The organism is Streptomyces globisporus C-1027, assembly GCF_000261345.2.
Lineage (GTDB): Bacteria > Actinomycetota > Actinomycetes > Streptomycetales > Streptomycetaceae > Streptomyces > Streptomyces pakalii.
The window spans coordinates 1,935,703-1,954,207 of record NZ_CP013738.1 but is presented as its reverse complement, the minus strand read 5'-3'; the positions used below and the strand labels follow the sequence as shown (position 1 = coordinate 1,954,207).

At 69.5% G+C, this 18,505-nt stretch carries 16 protein-coding genes; 10 read left to right on the top strand and 6 right to left on the bottom strand.

Going from position 1 to position 18,505, the window contains the following annotated elements; genetic code table 11:
• Positions 1–104: 104 nt before the first annotated feature.
• Positions 105–2,288: a hypothetical protein gene (locus WQO_RS08585; RefSeq protein ID WP_010057793.1), complete on the bottom strand. Its 2,184-nt coding sequence runs from the start codon at positions 2,286–2,288 to the stop codon at positions 105–107.
• A gap of 206 nt (positions 2,289–2,494) precedes the next feature.
• Positions 2,495–3,682 (bottom strand): quinolinate synthase NadA, encoded by a 1,188-nt coding sequence (gene nadA / locus WQO_RS08580; protein WP_073821411.1) that lies wholly within the window; start codon positions 3,680–3,682, stop codon positions 2,495–2,497.
• A 243-nt stretch (positions 3,683–3,925) separates the two neighbouring features.
• On the opposite strand from nadA, the gene WQO_RS08575 reads away from it, so the two are divergent.
• Entirely contained in the window at positions 3,926–4,282 is a 357-nt protein-coding gene (locus WQO_RS08575) for a HesB/IscA family protein (protein ID WP_010057795.1), read from the top strand.
• Between the two features lie 84 nt (positions 4,283–4,366).
• Here WQO_RS08575 and WQO_RS08570 read toward each other — a convergent pair whose 3' ends face one another.
• Entirely contained in the window at positions 4,367–5,809 is a 1,443-nt protein-coding gene (locus tag WQO_RS08570) for a hypothetical protein (protein WP_010057796.1), read from the bottom strand.
• A 208-nt stretch (positions 5,810–6,017) separates the two neighbouring features.
• Entirely contained in the window at positions 6,018–6,215 is a 198-nt protein-coding gene (locus tag WQO_RS08565) for a hypothetical protein (protein ID WP_029182025.1), read from the bottom strand.
• Positions 6,216–6,371: 156 nt separating this feature from the next.
• Between WQO_RS08565 and WQO_RS08560 the strand changes: the two genes are divergently transcribed.
• Positions 6,372–7,346 carry a carbohydrate kinase family protein gene (locus WQO_RS08560; protein WP_010057798.1) on the top strand — a complete coding sequence of 325 codons (975 nt, stop codon included), beginning with the start codon at positions 6,372–6,374 and terminating at the stop codon, positions 7,344–7,346.
• 17 nt (positions 7,347–7,363) lie between these two features.
• On the opposite strand, the gene WQO_RS08555 is transcribed toward WQO_RS08560, so the two are convergent.
• Complete coding sequence (locus tag WQO_RS08555) at positions 7,364–8,746, bottom strand: cysteine desulfurase/sulfurtransferase TusA family protein (RefSeq protein ID WP_010057799.1); 1,383 nt, start codon at positions 8,744–8,746, stop codon at positions 7,364–7,366.
• Positions 8,747–9,020: 274 nt separating this feature from the next.
• Here WQO_RS08555 and ctaC point away from each other — a divergent pair, with 274 nt between their 5' ends.
• The 4 genes from ctaC to WQO_RS08535 all read left to right on the top strand — a co-directional run bounded on the left by ctaC (position 9,021) and on the right by WQO_RS08535 (position 13,512).
• Positions 9,021–9,989: an aa3-type cytochrome oxidase subunit II gene (ctaC, locus tag WQO_RS08550; protein WP_029182026.1), complete on the top strand. Its 969-nt coding sequence runs from the start codon at positions 9,021–9,023 to the stop codon at positions 9,987–9,989.
• On the top strand, positions 9,986–11,722 hold the full coding sequence (gene ctaD, locus WQO_RS08545) for an aa3-type cytochrome oxidase subunit I (RefSeq protein WP_058953918.1): 1,737 nt from the start codon (positions 9,986–9,988) through the stop codon (positions 11,720–11,722). The genes ctaC and ctaD overlap by 4 nt, the downstream gene beginning before the upstream one ends.
• On the top strand, positions 11,719–12,117 hold the full coding sequence (locus WQO_RS08540; protein ID WP_010057805.1) for a cytochrome c oxidase subunit 4: 399 nt from the start codon (positions 11,719–11,721) through the stop codon (positions 12,115–12,117). The genes ctaD and WQO_RS08540 overlap by 4 nt, the downstream gene beginning before the upstream one ends.
• Positions 12,118–12,258: 141 nt before the next feature.
• Positions 12,259–13,512: a L,D-transpeptidase gene (locus tag WQO_RS08535; protein WP_010057807.1), complete on the top strand. Its 1,254-nt coding sequence runs from the start codon at positions 12,259–12,261 to the stop codon at positions 13,510–13,512.
• 90 nt (positions 13,513–13,602) lie between these two features.
• On the opposite strand, the gene WQO_RS08530 is transcribed toward WQO_RS08535, so the two are convergent.
• Positions 13,603–14,004, bottom strand: coding sequence for a DNA-binding transcriptional response regulator (locus WQO_RS08530; RefSeq protein WP_010057808.1), 402 nt, complete (start codon positions 14,002–14,004; stop codon positions 13,603–13,605).
• 199 nt (positions 14,005–14,203) lie between these two features.
• Between WQO_RS08530 and ctaE the strand changes: the two genes are divergently transcribed.
• The 4 genes from ctaE to qcrB are packed head-to-tail and all read left to right on the top strand — an operon-like array spanning position 14,204 to position 18,385.
• Positions 14,204–14,824 (top strand): aa3-type cytochrome oxidase subunit III, encoded by a 621-nt coding sequence (gene ctaE, locus WQO_RS08525; protein ID WP_003969635.1) that lies wholly within the window; start codon positions 14,204–14,206, stop codon positions 14,822–14,824.
• Between the two features lie 56 nt (positions 14,825–14,880).
• Positions 14,881–15,690: a cytochrome bc1 complex diheme cytochrome c subunit gene (gene qcrC / locus WQO_RS08520; protein ID WP_010057811.1), complete on the top strand. Its 810-nt coding sequence runs from the start codon at positions 14,881–14,883 to the stop codon at positions 15,688–15,690.
• On the top strand, positions 15,687–16,739 hold the full coding sequence (qcrA, locus tag WQO_RS08515) for a cytochrome bc1 complex Rieske iron-sulfur subunit (protein WP_029182027.1): 1,053 nt from the start codon (positions 15,687–15,689) through the stop codon (positions 16,737–16,739). Before qcrC ends, qcrA begins: the two co-directional genes overlap by 4 nt.
• Positions 16,736–18,385 (top strand): cytochrome bc1 complex cytochrome b subunit, encoded by a 1,650-nt coding sequence (gene qcrB, locus WQO_RS08510; protein WP_010057813.1) that lies wholly within the window; start codon positions 16,736–16,738, stop codon positions 18,383–18,385. The genes qcrA and qcrB overlap by 4 nt, the downstream gene beginning before the upstream one ends.
• Positions 18,386–18,505: the final 120 nt, after the last annotated feature.

Sequence of the window (18,505 nt, the reverse complement as noted above, 5' to 3'; positions counted from 1 at the left end):
GCAGGGGCCCGGTCCACGCACCCGCGTGGGCCGGGCCCCTGCCGCGTACACTGCGGCGCTCACGTGCGTACGGCGGCGGCGTGTACGGCCCCGTACGGCGGCTCTCAGGCGTCCCCGCCCAGCGCCCGGACGATCCGGTGCCCCATCTCCTTGCGCTGCTCGGGGAGCCGGGTGCTCACGGAGACCGTCTCCCGCACCAGCCGGGCCCGGGTCTCCTCCGGGGCCTTGTGCAGGAGCGCGGCGAGGTCGTCCGGTTCGAAGCCCTCGGTGGCCCCCGCGAGGACCAGCGCCACCTGGGCGTGGGTGAGCGACGAGAGCCGGTCGCCGAAGACCTGCCCCTCGATGCCCCCGCCGTGCATCAGCGCGACGCCGTCCCCGGCCTCCAACGCCCGTGCCACGTACGCCTGGAGGGCTACGCGGTCCTCGACGAGACGGTAGGCGGCGTCCAGCCCCTCGGCGCGGCCGATGTCGAGCATCGCCACGTGCGCCAGCGGGGTGTCCTCGGGCGGCTGGACGGCCAGGAGGCGCGGGTGCTCCTCCAGATAGGCCCGCGACTCCTTCCAGTCCGCGCACTCCAGCCACTGGGCCAACTGCTCCTGGAGGATCAGCGGATCGTAGGCGGCGGTCACCCCGTGGACGAGGACGGCCTCGCGGAGCAGCGCGTGCCGCCGGGCGCCGCCCGGGTGCAGAAGGGCCAGCTCCTCCAGCGCCACCGCCGCCTGCGCGCCGCCGAGGACCTCGGCGTTCCGCGACCAGAAGTCGCGGGAGCGGGGCCAGTTCGGCGCGAACATCCAGGCGCTGACGAGGTCCAGGGTCTCCCGGGACAGCGCGAGCCAGTCCGGCACGGGCGTGAACGTCTCCTCCTCCCACGCCGTGTGCACCGCCGCGGTGTCACCGTGACCGCGCAGCGCCTGCCGGGCCCGTACGGTCACGGCGTCCGGGCCGCCGGCCCCCTCCGCTTCCTCGTCGAGCCGGTTCACCAGCTCGACCACCCCGGTCGCGGGCCAGGGGGCGGGGCAGCGCAGCAGGAAGGCGCTCCGCTCCACGGCCAGCCGCCGGGCGGTCGCCGGATCGGCCTGGGCGAACTCCTTGACGCTCTCGTCGAACTCCTCGATCGCCGCCGCGTGTTCGCCGGTACGGAGGAGAGCCCGGGCCAGGTCGTCCAGGGCGGATACGAGAGCGGAGACCGGGGGAGCGTCCGGGGTGCTGCCGGGGGTCTCCAGTGCGAGGGACCGATGGAGGGCCACCGCCTCCCAGAACGCCTCCACCGCCCCCTCGGCGTCCCCGTTCCGCTCCAGATGCGTGCCGAGCACCTGGAGGGCGCGGGCCAGCTCGGGCAGCAAGGCGTCCCCCCGGTCGCGCAGCAGCTCGACGGCCTCCCGCGCCGGGGACAGGGTCTCCCCCGGGCCACCCGTGACGGGCGGGCTCCCGGCAAGGGTGCCCAGGGCGGCGGCGAGGCCGGCACCGAAGGCTTCGGGGCGCTCCGCCGCGAGCTCGCGGTACAGGGCGACGGCGTCCTCCGCGGTCCGGCGGCCCGTCGGGTCGCCGGACCTGGTGAGGTGAGCAGCGAGACCGTCGAGCGCGGTGGCCAGCTCCGGACGGAACTCGGGCCGCAGGGTGGCGAGTACGCGGAAGCGGCTGCGCGCCTCCTCGCCCGCGTCGATCGCCCCGGAGACGTCGCTCACGGCCGCGCGGTGATGGCCGAGGGCATGGAGAGCCGAGGCGAGCCGGGGGAGGAAGGCGTCGGGCTCCTCCTCGGCGAGCCCGCGCAGGAGCGCGACCGCCTCCTCCGCACCGGGCACGGCATCCACGGCCTGCCCCGCGTCCGCGAGCCGCGCGGCGTAGGTCAGGAGGTACGCCGCGAGCGCCGGGACGGACGCGCCCGGCTGTTGCTCCTCGACCAGCTCGCGCTGGAGCCGTACGGCCTGCTGCGCGAACGGCAGGGCGGCCGCCGCGTCCCCGGTGCCGGCGACGCGGTCACCCAGGGCGCCCATGGTCAGGGCCAGTTCCGCCTGGTAGTCCCCGGGGCGCTTCATGCCGAGCTCGGCGTAGATCCGGGCGGCCTCCTTCGCCGGGGTCAGCGCGCCGGTGCGGTCCCCGGCGGCGGCGCGGAGGTCGGAGAGCCGGTGCAGAGCCCCGGCGAGCGCGGGCAGCCCGGCGGCGGGGTCCCGCTCGGCCTCGCTCCGCCGGTCCCGTACGTCTGCCTCCGCCCGTGCCAACGCGTCGGCAGACGATTCCTCCGCCCCCGTCTCCTCGCCCGCACCCGTCCCGCGGTCCTCGTGGTTCATGCCCGCCCCACCGTCCTCGCCGTTCTCACCCGCGCGAAGATTCGCTGCGGTGCGTAGCAGCGTAATTACGCGCTGGTGTCATCGGCTGTCGTATGGAAGAACCGGCCGGACCGGGGGCGCATCCCGGCCACGGCCCCCGGGACACGTGAAAGCCCCGGTACGCCGACCTGCGGCATACCGGGGCTCCCGGCAGGGAACAGCGTCCGTTACGGCAGCGCCAGCATGCGCTCCAGGGCGAGCTTGGCGTACTTCTCCGTCTCCGGGTCGACCTCGATCCGGTTGACCAGCTTGCCGTCGGCCAGCGACTCCAGGGTCCAGACCAGGTGCGGCAGGTCGATGCGGTTCATCGTCGAGCAGAAGCAGACCGTCTTGTCGAGGAAGACGATCTCCTTGTCCTCGTCGGCGAAACGGTTCGCCAGGCGGCGTACCAGATTCAGCTCCGTACCGATGGCCCACTTCGAGCCGCGCGGGGCCGCCTCCAGGGCCTTGATGATGTACTCCGTCGAGCCCACGTAGTCCGCGGCGGCGACGACCTCGTGCTTGCACTCCGGGTGCACCAGCACGTTGACCCCGGGGATCCGGGCCCGGACGTCCTCGACCGACTCGACCGAGAAGCGGCCGTGGACCGAGCAGTGGCCGCGCCACAGGATCATCTTCGCGTCCCGCAGCTGCTCGGTGGTGAGGCCGCCGTTCGGCTTGTGGGGGTTGTAGAGGACGCAGTCGTCCAGGCTCATCCCCATGTCCCGCACGGCCGTGTTGCGGCCCAGGTGCTGGTCGGGGAGGAAAAGGATCTTCTCGCCCTGCTCGAAGGCCCACTCCAGGGCGCGTTTCGCGTTCGAGGACGTGCAGATCGTGCCGCCGTGCTTGCCGGTGAAGGCCTTGATGTCGGCGGAGGAGTTCATGTACGAGACGGGCACCACCCGGTCGGCGACCCCGGCCTCCGTCAGCACGTCCCAGCACTCGGCGACCTGCTCGGCGGTCGCCATGTCGGCCATCGAACAGCCGGCCGCCAGGTCGGGCAGCACGACCGCCTGGGCGTCGGTGGTCAGGATGTCCGCGGACTCGGCCATGAAGTGCACACCGCAGAAGACGATGTACTCCGCCTCCGGGCGCGCGGCCGCGTCGCGGGCCAGCTTGAACGAGTCACCGGTGACGTCCGCGAACTGGATGACCTCGTCGCGCTGGTAGTGGTGGCCGAGGACGAACACCTTGTCCCCGAGCTTCTCCTTCGCGGCACGGGCGCGCTCCACCAGGTCCGGGTCGGACGGGGAGGGGAGGTCGCCGGGGCATTCGACGCCGCGCTCGCTCCTCGGGTCGGCCTCGCGGCCGAGCAGCAGCAGCGCGAGGGGTGTGGGAGTTACGTCCAGGGGCTGGGCCGTGGTCACGTCACGCACCCTTTCTTCTCTGCGTTCTGCTCTGCGGCTTCGGCGAACGCGCCTTTTCGTCTGTTTGACGCTATCTATGATAGCCGCTTCGTGTCACTTTGACGATGCCGATAGCGTCGATGTGACGCATCCCCCGGGCGAGCGGGTGTGCGAGCATGAAAAGGAACAGACACGCGCTTGGCCCGGAATGATTCCGGCGCTGAGACGGTTGAACCGTCGGCAAGCAGTCCGTACAACCCGGGAGAGAAGCAGATGTCCGTATCGGACGAGACCACCACCGTGAGCGACGGCATCCTCCTGTCCGACGCCGCCGCAGGCAAGGTCAAGGCCCTGCTGGAGCAGGAAGGCCGCGAGGACCTGGCGCTGCGCGTCGCCGTTCAGCCCGGCGGCTGCTCGGGCCTGCGCTACCAGCTCTTCTTCGACGAGCGCTCGCTCGACGGCGACGTGGTGAAGGACTTCGACGGTGTCAAGGTCGTCACCGACCGTATGAGCGCCCCGTACCTGGGCGGCGCCTCCATCGACTTCGTCGACACCATCGAGAAGCAGGGCTTCACGATCGACAACCCGAACGCCACCGGCTCCTGCGCCTGCGGCGACTCGTTCAGCTAAGCGCCGCGAGCACGGCGTACGGAGGCGGCCCCGGGAGTGATTCCCGGGGCCGCCTCCGTACGCCGTGTGGTGCGTAGGTCCGCGTCAGCCGCGCGGCACCGCGCCGCCCGAGGCCGCGTCGATCACCGTGCGGTCGCCCAGCGGCTGCTCCAGCGTCACCGTCCGGGTCAGCTCCTTGGCGATCATGATGCAGGCCTTCTTGCCCTCCTGCGGCTTCTCCGTCACCGTGATCCGCACCTGGCCCGCGCTCTCCTTCGCGCTCGCCGTGTACGTACTGCACACCCCGCCCCAGAAGGTCACCTCAAGGGTCCGCCCGTCCGCACCGTACGAGGTCACCTTCCGGTCCCCGGAGGGCGTCGTCGGCGGCTCCGGCTTCTCGATGAACTTCGGGTCCACCGCCACCTGCGTGACCGTGTTCTCCGGGCCGCCCGGCGCCTGGCGGACGGTGAAGAGCCAGGACGGCACCAGCGTCGGCCGGCCGTCCACGTGGTTCAGCGCGAGACCGAACACCGCGTCCTCGACCGTCTGCGTCACCGGCGCCCGCTTGCCGTTCGACGGCACGCACTGCGGATCGGCGGGAGGCTTCGGCTCGCCCTCCAGCGGTACGGGAGTGGCGCAGCCGCCGATGTCCCGGCCGCCGTCGCCCTTGCCCTTGCTCGCCTCGTTCAGCTGCTTCAGCGCCTCGTCCGCGCCGACCGCCGGGTAGGTGGCGCCCTTCTCCAGCGCCTTGAGATGCCCGCTGCCGCCGGTCACCTTGCCGTCCGGGCCCACTTGGACCCCGGTCGACCAGCCGTAGGTCGGAAGCCCGCCGATCTTCGGGTCGGCGTTCACCACGCGGACGTCGCCCATGAGCTGGCCCGCGTTCAGCGCCGCGTCGTCCTGGCCCGCCGCCTTGAGCACCGGGGCCGCGGCCGCCTTCGCCGCCTTCTCGCTCACCGGGTCACCGCCGGGCTCCGTGGCGCCGTTCGCGCACATCTTTCCCGGCTCGCAGGGCTTGGACGGGGTGGTGCGGGCGAACGTCCAGGTGCCCGGGGCCTGCTTGGCCACCTTCAGGAGCGCGCCGGGGCCGTCGTCGTCGCCGACCACCCACGAGGTGCCCTCGGTTCGCGGCGAGCCCGGAATGCCCAGCGCCTTCGCCAGCCGGGCGACATCGGCCGACGCCACCGTGCCCTTCGCCTGGTGGACGGCCGCCTCGTCCGGACCGTCGGGGAGCTCGCCCGCGGCCCGGTAGATCACCGGCGGGCCGCCCGGGTCCGGTTCGCCGGGGGCGATACCGGCGGGCGGGGAGTCCGAGGCCGAGGACGTGCCACCCGGGCCGTCCGCCGGGGCGTCCAGGGCCAGCAGGGGGGCCGACTTCTTCGCCGCCGTACCGCTGTCGGCCTTGTCGCCCTCGCTCGAAGCGGTCGAGGCCCAGTACGCCCCGCCGCCCCCGGCCAGCAGGACGGCCGCGGCCACCGAGGCCACCGCGAGCGGCGGACGCCGCCGCCGGGGGCCGGTCACGTCGTTGTCGGGTCGCTCGGTGCTCACCGGATCGCTCCTTCGCCTGCGTTGCCGTCGCGGCGCCTACCGCGTGTCCCCCGGACGGGGACACCGGTGGGACGGAGCCGAGGAGCGTACGGTTCCACCGGCCGGGGGAGCCGCGGGGCGCGGGCACACGCGATGTGCGCCCGGAGGGGCGGGGAAGGGCCGAAAAGCGATGCCGCCCGGCCGGTCCCTCTCCGGTCCTTGGCGGGCGTCAGTCCCCGTACTCGGACATCGCGTCGATCAGCCGCGCCGACGAGGGCGGGATCGTCACCCCGCTGATCAGGGACGGCTTCACCGGGTCCGGGGCGCTCTTCACCGGCGCCGTCCAGTGCGGCGCCATCCGCGCGCAGTCACCGCGCAGTGCGGCCAGGCTCAATTCCGACTCGGGCAATGCGGTGTGCTTCGACATATCCGCACCGTAACCACGGGCGATCTCAGGTAGAAAGCCCTACTATCGGGTAGTTTTCCCTTTTCCTGGAGGTCGGCTCACCCGGTAGCGTGAACTGTCACGTCGTCCCGGAGGGCGCACTCACGGCCCTTCGCCTTCCGCAGGAGCAGTCTCCCCGTGCGTATTGCAGTCACCGGCTCGATCGCCACTGACCACCTCATGACCTTCCCCGGCCGCTTCGCCGACCAGCTGGTCGCGGATCAGCTGCACACGGTCTCCCTCTCCTTCCTGGTCGACAACCTCGACGTCCGCCGCGGCGGCGTCGCCGCCAACATCTGCTTCGGCATGGGGCTGCTCGGCACGAAGCCGATCCTGGTCGGCGCCGCCGGGGCCGACTTCGACGAGTACCGCGCCTGGCTCGACCGGCACGGCGTCGAGACCGGTTCGGTCCGTATCTCCGAGGTCCTGCACACCGCCCGCTTCGTCTGCACCACCGACGCCGACCACAACCAGATCGGCTCCTTCTACACCGGCGCGATGAGCGAGGCCCGCCTCATCGAGCTGAAGAGCGTCGCCGACCGCGTCGGCGGCCTCGACCTCGTCTCCATCGGCGCCGACGACCCCGAGGCGATGCTCCGCCACACCGAGGAGTGCCGCTCCCGGAACATCCCGTTCGCCGCCGACTTCTCGCAGCAGATCGCGCGGATGGACGGCGAGGAGATCCGCATCCTCCTCGACGGCGCCACCTACCTCTTCTCCAACGAGTACGAGAAGGGGCTCATCGAGTCCAAGACCGGCTGGAGCGACGAGGAGATCCTCTCGAAGGTCGGCCACCGCGTCACCACCCTCGGCGCCCGCGGTGTCCGGATCGAGCGGGTCGGCGAGCCGGTCATCGAGGTCGGCTGCCCCGAGGAGGACACCAAGGCCGACCCGACCGGCGTCGGCGACGCCTTCCGCGCCGGCTTCCTCTCCGGCCTCGCCTGGGGCGTCGGCCTGGAGCGCGCAGCCCAGGTCGGCTGCATGCTCGCCACCCTGGTCATCGAGACGGTCGGCACCCAGGAGTACACCCTGCGCCGCACCCACTTCATGGACCGCTTCACCAAGGCGTACGGCCACGAGGCCGCCGCCGAGGTCCAGCAGCACCTGGCCTGATGCAGCACCTGGCCTGATCAGGAGAGCCGGCGGACCACATGGGCCGAACCCCGGTCCGCCGGCTCCTCGCCCACGTACTCCTGACCGCGCATCTCGCACCAGGCCGGGATGTCCAGCCGCGCCGCCTCGTCGTCGGCGAGCACCGTCACCGTGGCGCCCACCGCTACCTCTCCGATCACCTTTGCGAGTTCGATCACCGGGATCGGGCAGCGGCGGCCCAGCGCGTCGACCACCAGGGAGGCGGCGGGCGCGGGGGAGGGGGGCGCGGACACCGGGGCCCCGAGCCGCTCCCGTACCTCCGCGACCACCTCGGGCAGCACCTCCAGGAAGCGGTCCACGTCCGCCCCGGCCGTGCCCGGCGGCAGCGACACCCGGACGTTCCCCTCCGAGAGCACCCCCATCGCCTTCAGCACATGGCTCGGCGTCAGCGTGCTGCTCGTGCAGGACGAACCGGACGAAACGGAGAACTCTCTCCGGTCCAGCTCGTGCAGCAGGGTCTCCCCGTCGACATAGAGACAGGAGAAGGTGACCAGATGCGGCAGCCGCCGCACCGGATCGCCCACCACCTCCACATCGGGCACCCGCTCGGCCACCACGCTCCGGATCCGGTCCACCAGGGCCCGTAGCCGTACCGCCTCCGCCGTCGCCCCGTCCCGTACCGCGCGCAGTGAGGCCGCCGCCGCCACGATCGCCGGCAGGTTCTCGAACCCCGGCGCCCGTCCCGACTCCCGCTCCCCGGCCGGACCTTTAGGCGAGAAGCGGGTCCCCTTGCGGACCGCGAGCAGCCCGACCCCGGCCGGTCCGCCCCACTTGTGCGCGCTCGCCGTCAGCAGCGACCAGCCGGCCGGGACCGGCCCCCAGCCGAGCGACTGGGCCGCGTCCACCAGCAGCGGCACCCCGGCCTCGGCGCAGAGCGCGGCGACCTCGGCCACCGGCTGCTCGGTGCCCACCTCGTGGTTGGCCGACTGGAGGCAGGCCAGTGCGGTGTCCGCTTGCAGCGCCCCGCCGAACGCCGACGGGTCCACCGCCCCGAACCGGTCCACCGGCACCTCGGTGCGCGAACCGCCCGCCGTCTCGTGGGCCGCCGCCGCATGGAGCACCGACGAGTGTTCGACCGCCGAGTGGGCCAGATGGCGGCCGACACGCCGACGCCCCGAAAGAGCCCCGGCAATTCCCGCGTGCACCGCCGTCGTCCCGGACGAGGTGAAGACCAGCTCGTCGGGGCGGCACCCGACGGCCTCCGCGGCCGCCTCCCGGGCCGCGTCCAGGAGCAGCCGGGCCCGCCGCCCCTCCCGGTACAGCCGGGCGGGATCGGCCCAGCCCTCGTCGAGCGCGGCAAGCAGCGCCTGGCGTGCGACGGGGTGCAGGGGGGCGGCGGAGGCGGCATCGAAGTAGGGCACCCCGCCACGCTAGCCCGCACCCGGCCTCACCTCGCCGGGGGCCGCCTCCTCCCGGACGCGCGAGGGGGCGTCAGATGAGGTACGGAGGCCCGCATTCCACCCCAAGGGGGTGTCGGGCGGCGCGTTGGGCACCCTCCCCGCGCGACCCCAAATAGCGTCCAGTAGGGTTTGGTCCGCATAAACATCCAAACCCCTGCCCGCGTCAGGGCCGGCGACCGACCAGAGACATACGGGCGCGCCGACCGTGCGGGCGAGACTCTCGGGAAGGCGCTACGTGAGTCCCAACGGCTCCGACCGCTCGTCGCGGCGCCCGATGCGGCGGAAGCTGCCGCAGGTGCTGACTGCGGGCCTGGTCCTGGCGACGGCCTCCGGTTGTTCATACAACTGGGAGGATTTTCCCCGCCTCGGTATGCCCACCCCGGTAACGGAAGAGGCCCCTCGGATCCTCTCCCTCTGGCAAGGCTCGTGGGCGGCAGCGCTCGTCACGGGTGTCCTTGTCTGGGGGCTGATCCTCTGGAGCGTCTTCTTCCACCGGCGTAGCCGGACCAAGGTGGAGGTACCTCCGCAGACCAGGTACAACATGCCCATCGAGGCGTTGTACACAGTGGTTCCCCTCATCATCGTCTCGGTGCTCTTCTACTTCACCGCGCGTGATGAGTCGAAGCTCCTCGAGCTCTCCGACAAGCCGGCCCACACCATCAACGTGGTCGGCTTCCAGTGGAGCTGGGGCTTCAACTACATCGAGAAGGTGGATGGCCAGCCCGCAGCGGGCTCCGAGGTCCCCAAGGAGCTCAACGCCATCCCCGACAAGTTCCAGAAGGACTTCCCCGAGGGCGCCGGCGGCGTCTACGACGTGGGCATCCCCGGGACCCGCAACCCGCAGAACGGCAACCCGGGCCCGACCCTGTGGCTGCCGAAGGGGGAGAAGGTCCGCTTCGTCCTCACCTCGCGTGACGTCATCCACTCCTTCTGGGTGGTGCCGTTCCTCATGAAGCAGGACGTCATCCCGGGCCACACCAACGTGTTCGAGGTGACCCCCAACCGCGAGGGCACCTTCATGGGCAAGTGCGCCGAGCTCTGCGGCGTCGACCACTCCCGGATGCTCTTCAACGTCAAGGTCGTCTCCCCGGAGCGTTACCAGCAGCACCTCAAGGAGCTGGCTGAGAAGGGCCAGACGGGCTACGTGCCGGCGGGGATCGCGCAGACGGACCCGGCCAGGAATGCGGAGAAGAACCAACTGTGAGCATTCTCAACGAACCTCAGGGTGCCGCTCCGGCAGACGACTCGTACGAGGACGAGCTGCCCGTGCGGCGCAAGCAGCCGGGAAACATCGTCGTGAAGTGGCTGACCACCACCGACCACAAGACGATCGGTACGCTCTACCTGGTCACCTCGTTCGTGTTCTTCTGCATCGGCGGACTCATGGCGCTCTTCATGCGCGCCGAGCTGGCCCGTCCGGGCACGCAGATCATGTCGAACGAGCAGTTCAACCAGGCGTTCACGATGCACGGCACGATCATGCTGCTGATGTTCGCGACGCCGCTGTTCGCCGGATTCGCCAACTGGATCATGCCGCTGCAGATCGGCGCGCCCGACGTGGCGTTCCCGCGGCTGAACATGTTCGCGTACTGGCTGTACCTCTTCGGCTCGCTCATCGCGGTGGCCGGGTTCCTCACCCCGCAGGGTGCGGCCGACTTCGGCTGGTTCGCCTACTCCCCGCTCTCGGACGCGGTCCGGTCGCCGGGCGTCGGCGCCGACATGTGGATCATGGGTCTGGCCTTCTCCGGCTTCGGCACGATCCTCGGCTCGGTCAACTTCATCACCACGATCATCTGCATGCGCGCCCCCGGCATGACGATGTTCCGCATGCCGATCTTCACCTGGAACGTCCTGCTGACCGGTGTTCTGGTCCTGCTGGCCTTCCCGGTTCTCGCCGCCGCGCTCTTCGCGCTGGAGGCGGACCGTAAATTCGGTGCGCATGTCTTCGACGCCGCCAACGGCGGCGCATTGCTCTGGCAACACCTCTTCTGGTTCTTCGGACATCCAGAGGTGTACATCATCGCGTTGCCATTCTTCGGAATCATTTCCGAGGTCATCCCGGTCTTCAGCCGCAAGCCGATGTTCGGCTACATCGGTCTGATCGCCGCGACGATCGCGATCGCCGGCCTTTCCGTGACGGTGTGGGCGCACCACATGTACGTCACCGGCGGTGTCCTGTTGCCGTTCTTCTCCTTCATGACGTTCCTCATCGCCGTACCGACAGGCGTGAAGTTCTTCAACTGGATCGGCACGATGTGGAAGGGGTCGTTGTCCTTCGAGACACCGATGCTCTGGGCCGTCGGCTTCCTGATCACCTTCACCTTCGGTGGTCTGACCGGCGTCATCCTCGCCTCGCCCCCGATGGACTTCCACGTCTCCGACTCGTACTTCGTCGTCGCGCACTTCCACTACGTCATCTTCGGCACCGTGGTCTTCGCGATGTTCTCCGGATTCCACTTCTGGTGGCCGAAGTTCACCGGCAAGATGCTGGACGAGCGGCTCGGCAAGATCACGTTCTGGACGCTGTTCGTGGGCTTCCACGGCACGTTCCTGGTGCAGCACTGGCTCGGTGCCGAGGGCATGCCGCGTCGTTACGCGGACTACCTCGACGCCGACGGCTTCACCGCGCTGAACACGATCTCGACGATCTCCTCGTTCCTGCTCGGCCTGTCGATGCTCCCGTTCTTCTACAACGTCTGGAAGACCGCGAAGTACGGCAAGAAGATCGAGGTCGACGACCCGTGGGGTTACGGCCGTTCGCTGGAGTGGGCGACCTCCTGCCCGCCGCCGCGGCACAACTTCCTCACGCTGCCGCGGATCCGTTCCGAATCCCCGGCGTTCGACCTGCACCACCCGGAGATCACCGCGCTGGAGCAGCTCGGCCATGACTCCGAGTCGGACAAGGCTCTGGCCGGCGGCAAGGAGGCAGGCAAGTGAAGATCCAGGGACAGATGTTCATCTGGCTGAGCGTCTTCATCCTCGGCATGGCCGTCGTGTACGGCGTGTGGTCGAAGGAGCCGGTCGGGACCACGGCCCTCTTCCTGGCCTTCGGCCTGGCCATCATGATCGGCTTCTACCTGGCCTTCACGGCCAACCGGGTCGACGCGATGGCCCAGGACAACAAGGAAGCCGATGTCGCCGACGAGGCGGGCGAGCTGGGGTTCTTCTCCCCGCACAGCTGGCAGCCGCTCTCCCTGGCGGTCGGCGGAGCCTTCGCCTTCATGGGCGTCGTCTTCGGCTGGTGGCTGCTCTACTTCTCCGCCCCCCTGCTCCTGATCGGCCTCTTCGGCTGGGTCTTCGAGTACTACCGGGGCGAGAACCGCACCCAGTGACACCGCACCCCGTGCCACCGCACCGCCGGTGACACGCGCTACACCACGAAAGGCCCGCGCCGCAGCAAGCGACGCGGGCCTTTCGCCCGTTTGCAGTCACTGAGCGCGCTGGAACGGGGGAACCTTCCTAGCGTGGAGCGCATGAACCACACGCCACGCATCCGCACCGTAGTGAGCTGCACCCTCCTGGTCGTGACCCTCGCCGCGGGTGCGACCGCATGTGGCTCACCCGACGGCGACCCGCTCTCGACGAAGCCTTACGACGCGGGCGACCAGGTCTCCTTCAACGGCCCCTCCGACAACGAGAAGGCCGACCCGGACAAGCCACTGGAAGTCACCGTCAAGGGTGACGACGGGCGCATCACCGACGTCAGCGCCGTGGACACCGGCGGCCGTCACCTCGCCGGCGAACTCTCCGCCGACGGCAGGCGCTGGCGCTCCACCGCCCCGCTCGCGGCCGGCACCGGATACACCGTCAGGGTCTCCACCGAGAACGGCGACGGCGCCCCAGGCGTCCGTACGCTCTCCTTCGACACCTCCTCGCCCAAGAAGCTGCTGAAGGTCGCCTTCGGCCCGGAGGCGGGCACCTACGGCGTCGGACAGCCCATCACGGCGGAACTCAGCGCTCCGATCACCGACAAGGCGTCCAGGGCCACCGTCGAGCGCGCCCTGAAGGTCCGCTCCACCCCGGCCACCACCGGCTCCTGGTACTGGGTCGACGACAAGAAGCTGCACTACCGCCCGAAGGAGTACTGGCCGGCGAACGCCACCGTCGAGGTGCGCTCCAATCTGGCCGGCATCAAGGTGACCAACGCGCTCTACGGAGCCGAGGCCAAGCCCCTCAAGCTCACCACCGGCGATCGGATCGAGGCCGTCACCGACGCCTCGGACCACTCCATGACGGTGCTCCGCAACGGAGAAGTGATCAATACCATTCCGGTCACCACCGGCAAGCCCGGCTTCTCCACCCGCAACGGGGTCAAGGTGGTGCTCGCCAAGGAGCAGTTCGTACGGATGCGCGGCGAGTCCATCGGCATCGCCGCCGGCTCCTCGGAGTCGTACGACCTGCCGGTCTACTGGGCCACCCGGGTGACCTGGAGCGGCGAGTACGTCCACGCCGCCCCCTGGTCCACCGGCTCCCAGGGCAACGCCAACGTCAGCCACGGCTGCACCGGCATGAGCACCAGCAACGCCGAATGGTTCTTCGACACCGTGCGCGAGGGCGACATCGTCAAGGTCGTCGGCAGCGAGGGCGAGGACATGGACCCGTTCGGCAACGGGTTCGGCGACTGGAACCTCTCCTGGGAGAAGTGGCAGCAGGGCAGCGCGCTGAACGAAGGCGCGCCGGACAGCCCGCAGACGCTCCAGACCGCCCGGCTGCGGCCCCACGTCTGACCGTCCGGGCCCGCAGGCTGCCGAGAAGCCCCCACGTCCGCCTGCGGGCCGTGGGGGCTTCTCCGTGCCTCAGGCGTCCGAGGCCGCTCTTCACGCCTCCACGGCGAGCCGCTGCCGCAGCAGCGCCGCCAGGGCGTCGGCGAACTCCACCGGGTCCACCGGCAGCGTCACGGCGGACTCCGCACGGCTCCAGGTGGCCAGCCACGCGTCCTGCGGGCGGCCGATCAGCAGGAGGACCGGCGGGCAGTGGAAGATCTCGTCCTTGATCTGGCGGCAGACGCCCATGCCGCCGACGGGAGCCGTCTCCCCGTCCAGCACACAGACGTCGACGCCGCCGCCGTCCAGCGCCTTCAGGACGGCCGGGAGCGTCGCGCACTCCAGGAACTCCACCGGTGGGACGTCCGCGGCAGGCCTGCGACCGGCTGCCAGCCTCACCTGCTCGCGGATGTTGGCGTCGTCGCTGTAGACCAGGACCGTGGCGGTCGCCTGCATTGTTCCTCCGTGACATCGACGTCGTCGGGGCTCTCGGGGCATGCACCGATGCGCGGATCGTACTCCGCCCGACCGGCCGTCAGCACCGGTAATGACGACGTTGCGATGGGCCGTTCGGCGCAGGGTGGGACCCCTGCGGACGGTACGGACACACCGAACGGCACCCCCCGGGGTGAGGGCGGGATAAGCGACCGACATAATGTCGGTCGTGGCGACAGCAACGACAGTAGAAACCGGGCACGCGCACCCGTCGGTCAATCGGCCGAACCTCACCAGCGTCGGAACCATCATCTGGTTGAGTTCCGAGCTGATGTTCTTCGCGGCCCTCTTCGCGATGTACTTCACCCTGCGATCGGTGATGGGACCCGATTACTGGAAGGAGATGTCCGATCATCTGAACTTCCCGTTCTCGGCGACGAACACCACGATCCTGGTGCTCTCCTCACTCACCTGCCAGCTCGGCGTGTTCGCCGCCGAGCGGGGCGATGTGAAGAAGCTCCGCACCTGGTTCATCATCACGTTCGTGATGGGTGCGATCTTCATCGGCGGCCAGGTCCTGGAGTACACCGAGCTGGTCAAGGACGCGGGGCTCTCCCTCTCGTCCGACCCCTACGGCTCGGTGTTCTACCTGACCACCGGCTTCCACGGTCTGCACGTGACAGGCGGTCTCATCGCCTTCCTGCTGGTCCTCGGCAGAACGTACGCGGCCAAGAGGTTCACCCACGATCAGGCCACCGCCGCCATCGTCGTGTCCTACTACTGGCACTTCGTCGATGTCGTATGGATCGGCCTGTTCGCAACGATCTACATGATCAAGTAACCCGGGCTCGCACCCGCCCACCATCGACGCAGAAGATCCTGACACCGGGGTAATCCGTGAAAAAGCTCTCCGCACGACGACGCCATCCGCTGGCGGCGGTCGTCGTACTACTCCTCGCGCTGGCGGCTACCGGGGGGCTGTACGCCGCGTTTGCGCCTGCGGGCAAGGCGCAGGCCGATGAAACCGCCCAGTCCCTCGCCATCGAAGAGGGCAAGAAGCTCTACTCCGTAGGCTGCGCCAGCTGCCACGGAACCGGCGGTCAGGGCACCACCGACGGGCCGTCCCTCGTGGGCGTGGGCTCCGCCGCCGTCGACTTCCAGGTCGGTACGGGCCGCATGCCCGCGCAGCAGCCGGGCGCCCAGGTACCGAAGAAGAAGGTCATCTACAGCCAGGCTGAGATCGACCAGCTCGCGGCGTACATCGCGTCGCTCGGCGCCGGTCCGGTCACCCCGACCGACAAGCAGGTCGACCCGGCGGGCGCGGACGTCGCCAACGGCGGCGAGCTGTTCCGTACCAACTGCGCCCAGTGCCACAACTTCACCGGTAAGGGCGGAGCCCTGACCGAGGGCAAGTACGCACCGGACCTCGAAGGTGTGAGCCCGAAGCACATCTACGAGGCCATGCAGACCGGCCCGCAGAGCATGCCCTCCTTCCCCGACACGACGATGCCGGAGCAGGAGAAGAAGGACATCATCGCGTACATCGAGTCCGTGAACGGTGACGAGACGGAGAGCCCCGGCGGTCTGGCCCTCGGCGGTCTCGGTCCGGTCAGCGAAGGTCTGTTCGCCTGGATCTTCGGACTCGGCGCGCTCGTCGCAGTCGCCGTTTGGGTCGCGGCCCACACCGCTAAGGCCAAGAAGTCATGAGTAGCCAACAGATTCCAGAAGACAGCCTGCCCGCTGTGCAGGAGACCGCGCACGGCGCGGTCGAGGGTACGGACGACCCGTTCGCCGACCCGGGGCTGCCGGCTCACAAGCCGCGCATCCAGGACCTGGACGAACGCGCCGCGAACCGCTCCGAGCGGGCCGTCGCGCTCATGTTCACCCTCTCGATGCTGGCGACGGTGGGCTTCATCGCCTCCTACGTCATCTTCCCGGTGGACAAGATCGTCTACATCTGGCCGTTCGGCCATGTGAGCGCGCTCAACTTCTCCCTGGGTCTCACCCTGGGCGCGGCGCTCTTCTTCATCGGAGCGGGAGCCGTCCACTGGGCGCGCACCCTGATGTCCGACGTCGAGGTCGCCGCCGAGCGTCACCCGATCGAGGCGACGCCCGAGGTCAAGGCCCAGGTCATGGCCGACTTCGCGGCCGGCGCCGAGGAGTCCGCGATCGGCCGTCGCAAGCTGATCCGCAACACCATGTTCGGTGCGCTGGCCCTGGTGCCGCTCTCCGGCGTGGTCCTGCTGCGCGACCTCGGTCCGCTGCCGGAGAAGAAGCTCCGTAACACTCTCTGGGCGGAGGGCAAGCAGCTCATCAACATGAACACGATGAAGCCGCTGCGCCCCGAGCACATCACCGTCGGGTCGCTGGCCTTCGCCATGCCTGAGGGGCTCGACCCGGAGTCGCACGACTTCCAGACGCAGATGGGCAAGGCCGCCCTGATGATCGTCCGCATCGAGCCGGATGACATCAAGGACAAGCGCCAGCGTGACTGGGCCCACGAGGGCATCGTCGCGTTCTCCAAGATCTGCACCCACGTCGGCTGCCCGATCAGCCTGTACGAGCAGCAGACGCATCACGTGCTCTGCCCGTGCCACCAGTCCACCTTCGACCTCTCCGACGGCGCTCGCGTCATCTTCGGTCCGGCCGGCCACCCGCTTCCGCAGCTGCGGATCGGTGTCAACAGCGAGGGCAACCTCGAGGCGCTCGGCGACTTCGACGAGCCCGTCGGTGCTGCCTTCTGGGAGCGCGGATGAGTACTGCGACAAAGAACCCCTCCGCCGCCGAACCGGCGAGCGGGCGCAAGGCTCCGGCCGGCGAGCGGGTTGCCGACTGGGCGGACGGCCGGCTGGGCATCTACGGCCTCGCCAAGGCCAACATGCGCAAGATCTTCCCGGACCACTGGTCCTTCATGCTCGGTGAGGTCTGCCTCTACAGCTTCATCATCATCATCCTCACGGGTGTGTATCTGACGCTGTTCTTCCAGCCGAGCATGGGCGAGATCGTCTACCACGGTCCGTACGAGCCCATGCAGGGCATCCGGATGTCCGAGGCCTACGCCTCGACCCTGAAGATCAGCTTCGAGGTCCGCGGCGGTCTGCTCGTCCGGCAGATCCACCACTGGGCCGCGCTGATCTTCCTGGCCGGCATGTTCGTGCACATGATGCGCGTCTTCTTCACGGGCGCCTTCCGCAAGCCGCGCGAGATCAACTGGCTCTTCGGCTTCCTGCTGTTCGTGCTCGGCATGTTCACCGGGTTCACCGGCTACTCCCTCCCGGACGACCTGCTCTCCGGTACGGGTGTCCGCTTCACCCAGGGCGCGATCCTGTCCGTGCCGATCGTCGGCACGTACATCTCGATGTTCCTGTTCGGCGGCGAGTTCCCCGGCCACGACTTCGTGGCCCGGTTCTACTCGATCCACATCCTGCTGCTGCCGGGCATCATGCTCGGCCTGCTGGTGGCCCACCTGATCCTGGTCTTCTACCACAAGCACACGCAGTTCGCGGGCCCCGGCCGGACCAACAAGAACGTCGTCGGCATGCCGCTGCTGCCCGTGTACATGGCGAAGGCCGGAGGGTTCTTCTTCCTCGTCTTCGGCGTGATCGCGGCCATCTCGGCCATCGCCACGATCAACCCGATCTGGGCCCTGGGCCCGTACCGGGTCGATCAGGTGTCCACCGGCGCCCAGCCCGACTGGTACATGGGCTTCGCCGAGGGTCTGGTCCGGGTGATGCCGGGCTGGGAGATCAACCTGTGGGGCCACACGCTCGTCCTGGGCGTGTTCATCCCGCTGATCGCCTTCGGTCTGGTGCTCGGTGCCATCGCGCTCTACCCGTTCATCGAGTCCTGGATCACCGGCGACAAGCGCGAGCACCACATCCTGGACCGCCCGCGCAACGCCCCGACCCGGACCGCGTTCGGCGTCGCCTGGATCACGGTGTACTTCATCGGCCTCGTCGGCGGTGGAAACGACCTGTGGGCCACGCACTTCCACCTGTCGATCAACTCGATCACCTGGTTCGTCCGGATCTTCTTCTTCGCCGGACCGGTCATCGCGTTCATCGTCACCAAGCGGATCTGCCTCGGCCTCCAGCGCCGCGACAAGGAGAAGGTGCTGCACGGTCGCGAGAGCGGCATCATCAAGCGCCTGCCGCACGGTGAGTTCGTGGAGATCCACGAGCCGCTCAGCCAGGGGCAGCTGCACACCCTCACGGCGCACGAGCAGTACAAGCCGCTCGAACTCGGCCCCGCGGTCGACGAGAACGGCGTCAAGCGCAAGATCTCCCCGGTCCAGAGGCTGCGCGCCAAGCTCAGCAAGGGGTACTTCGCCGACGGGAACCAGATCCCCAAGGCGAGCGCCGAGGAGTACAAGGAGATCAGCGAGGGCCACGGCCACCACTGATCCCCTGACCTGATCGCCACCGTGAGAGCCCCGTCCATTCGATGGACGGGGCTCTTCGCGGTCCCCGGGGCTGGATAGGGTGGAGCCGACTCTTCTGACCGGCTGTGGACCCTGGAGCGG

Coding starts and splice junctions, on each gene's coding strand:
- WQO_RS08585 (WP_010057793.1), bottom strand. CDS start 2,288: ATGAACCACGAGGACCGCGGGACGGGTGCGGGCGAGGAGACGGGGGCG.
- WQO_RS08575 (WP_010057795.1), top strand. CDS start 3,926: ATGTCCGTATCGGACGAGACCACCACCGTGAGCGACGGCATCCTCCTG.
- WQO_RS08565 (WP_029182025.1), bottom strand. CDS start 6,215: ATGTCGAAGCACACCGCATTGCCCGAGTCGGAATTGAGCCTGGCCGCA.
- WQO_RS08535 (WP_010057807.1), top strand. CDS start 12,259: ATGAACCACACGCCACGCATCCGCACCGTAGTGAGCTGCACCCTCCTG.
- WQO_RS08530 (WP_010057808.1), bottom strand. CDS start 14,004: ATGCAGGCGACCGCCACGGTCCTGGTCTACAGCGACGACGCCAACATC.
- ctaE (WP_003969635.1), top strand. CDS start 14,204: ATGTCGGTCGTGGCGACAGCAACGACAGTAGAAACCGGGCACGCGCAC.
- qcrA (WP_029182027.1), top strand. CDS start 15,687: ATGAGTAGCCAACAGATTCCAGAAGACAGCCTGCCCGCTGTGCAGGAG.
- qcrB (WP_010057813.1), top strand. CDS start 16,736: ATGAGTACTGCGACAAAGAACCCCTCCGCCGCCGAACCGGCGAGCGGG.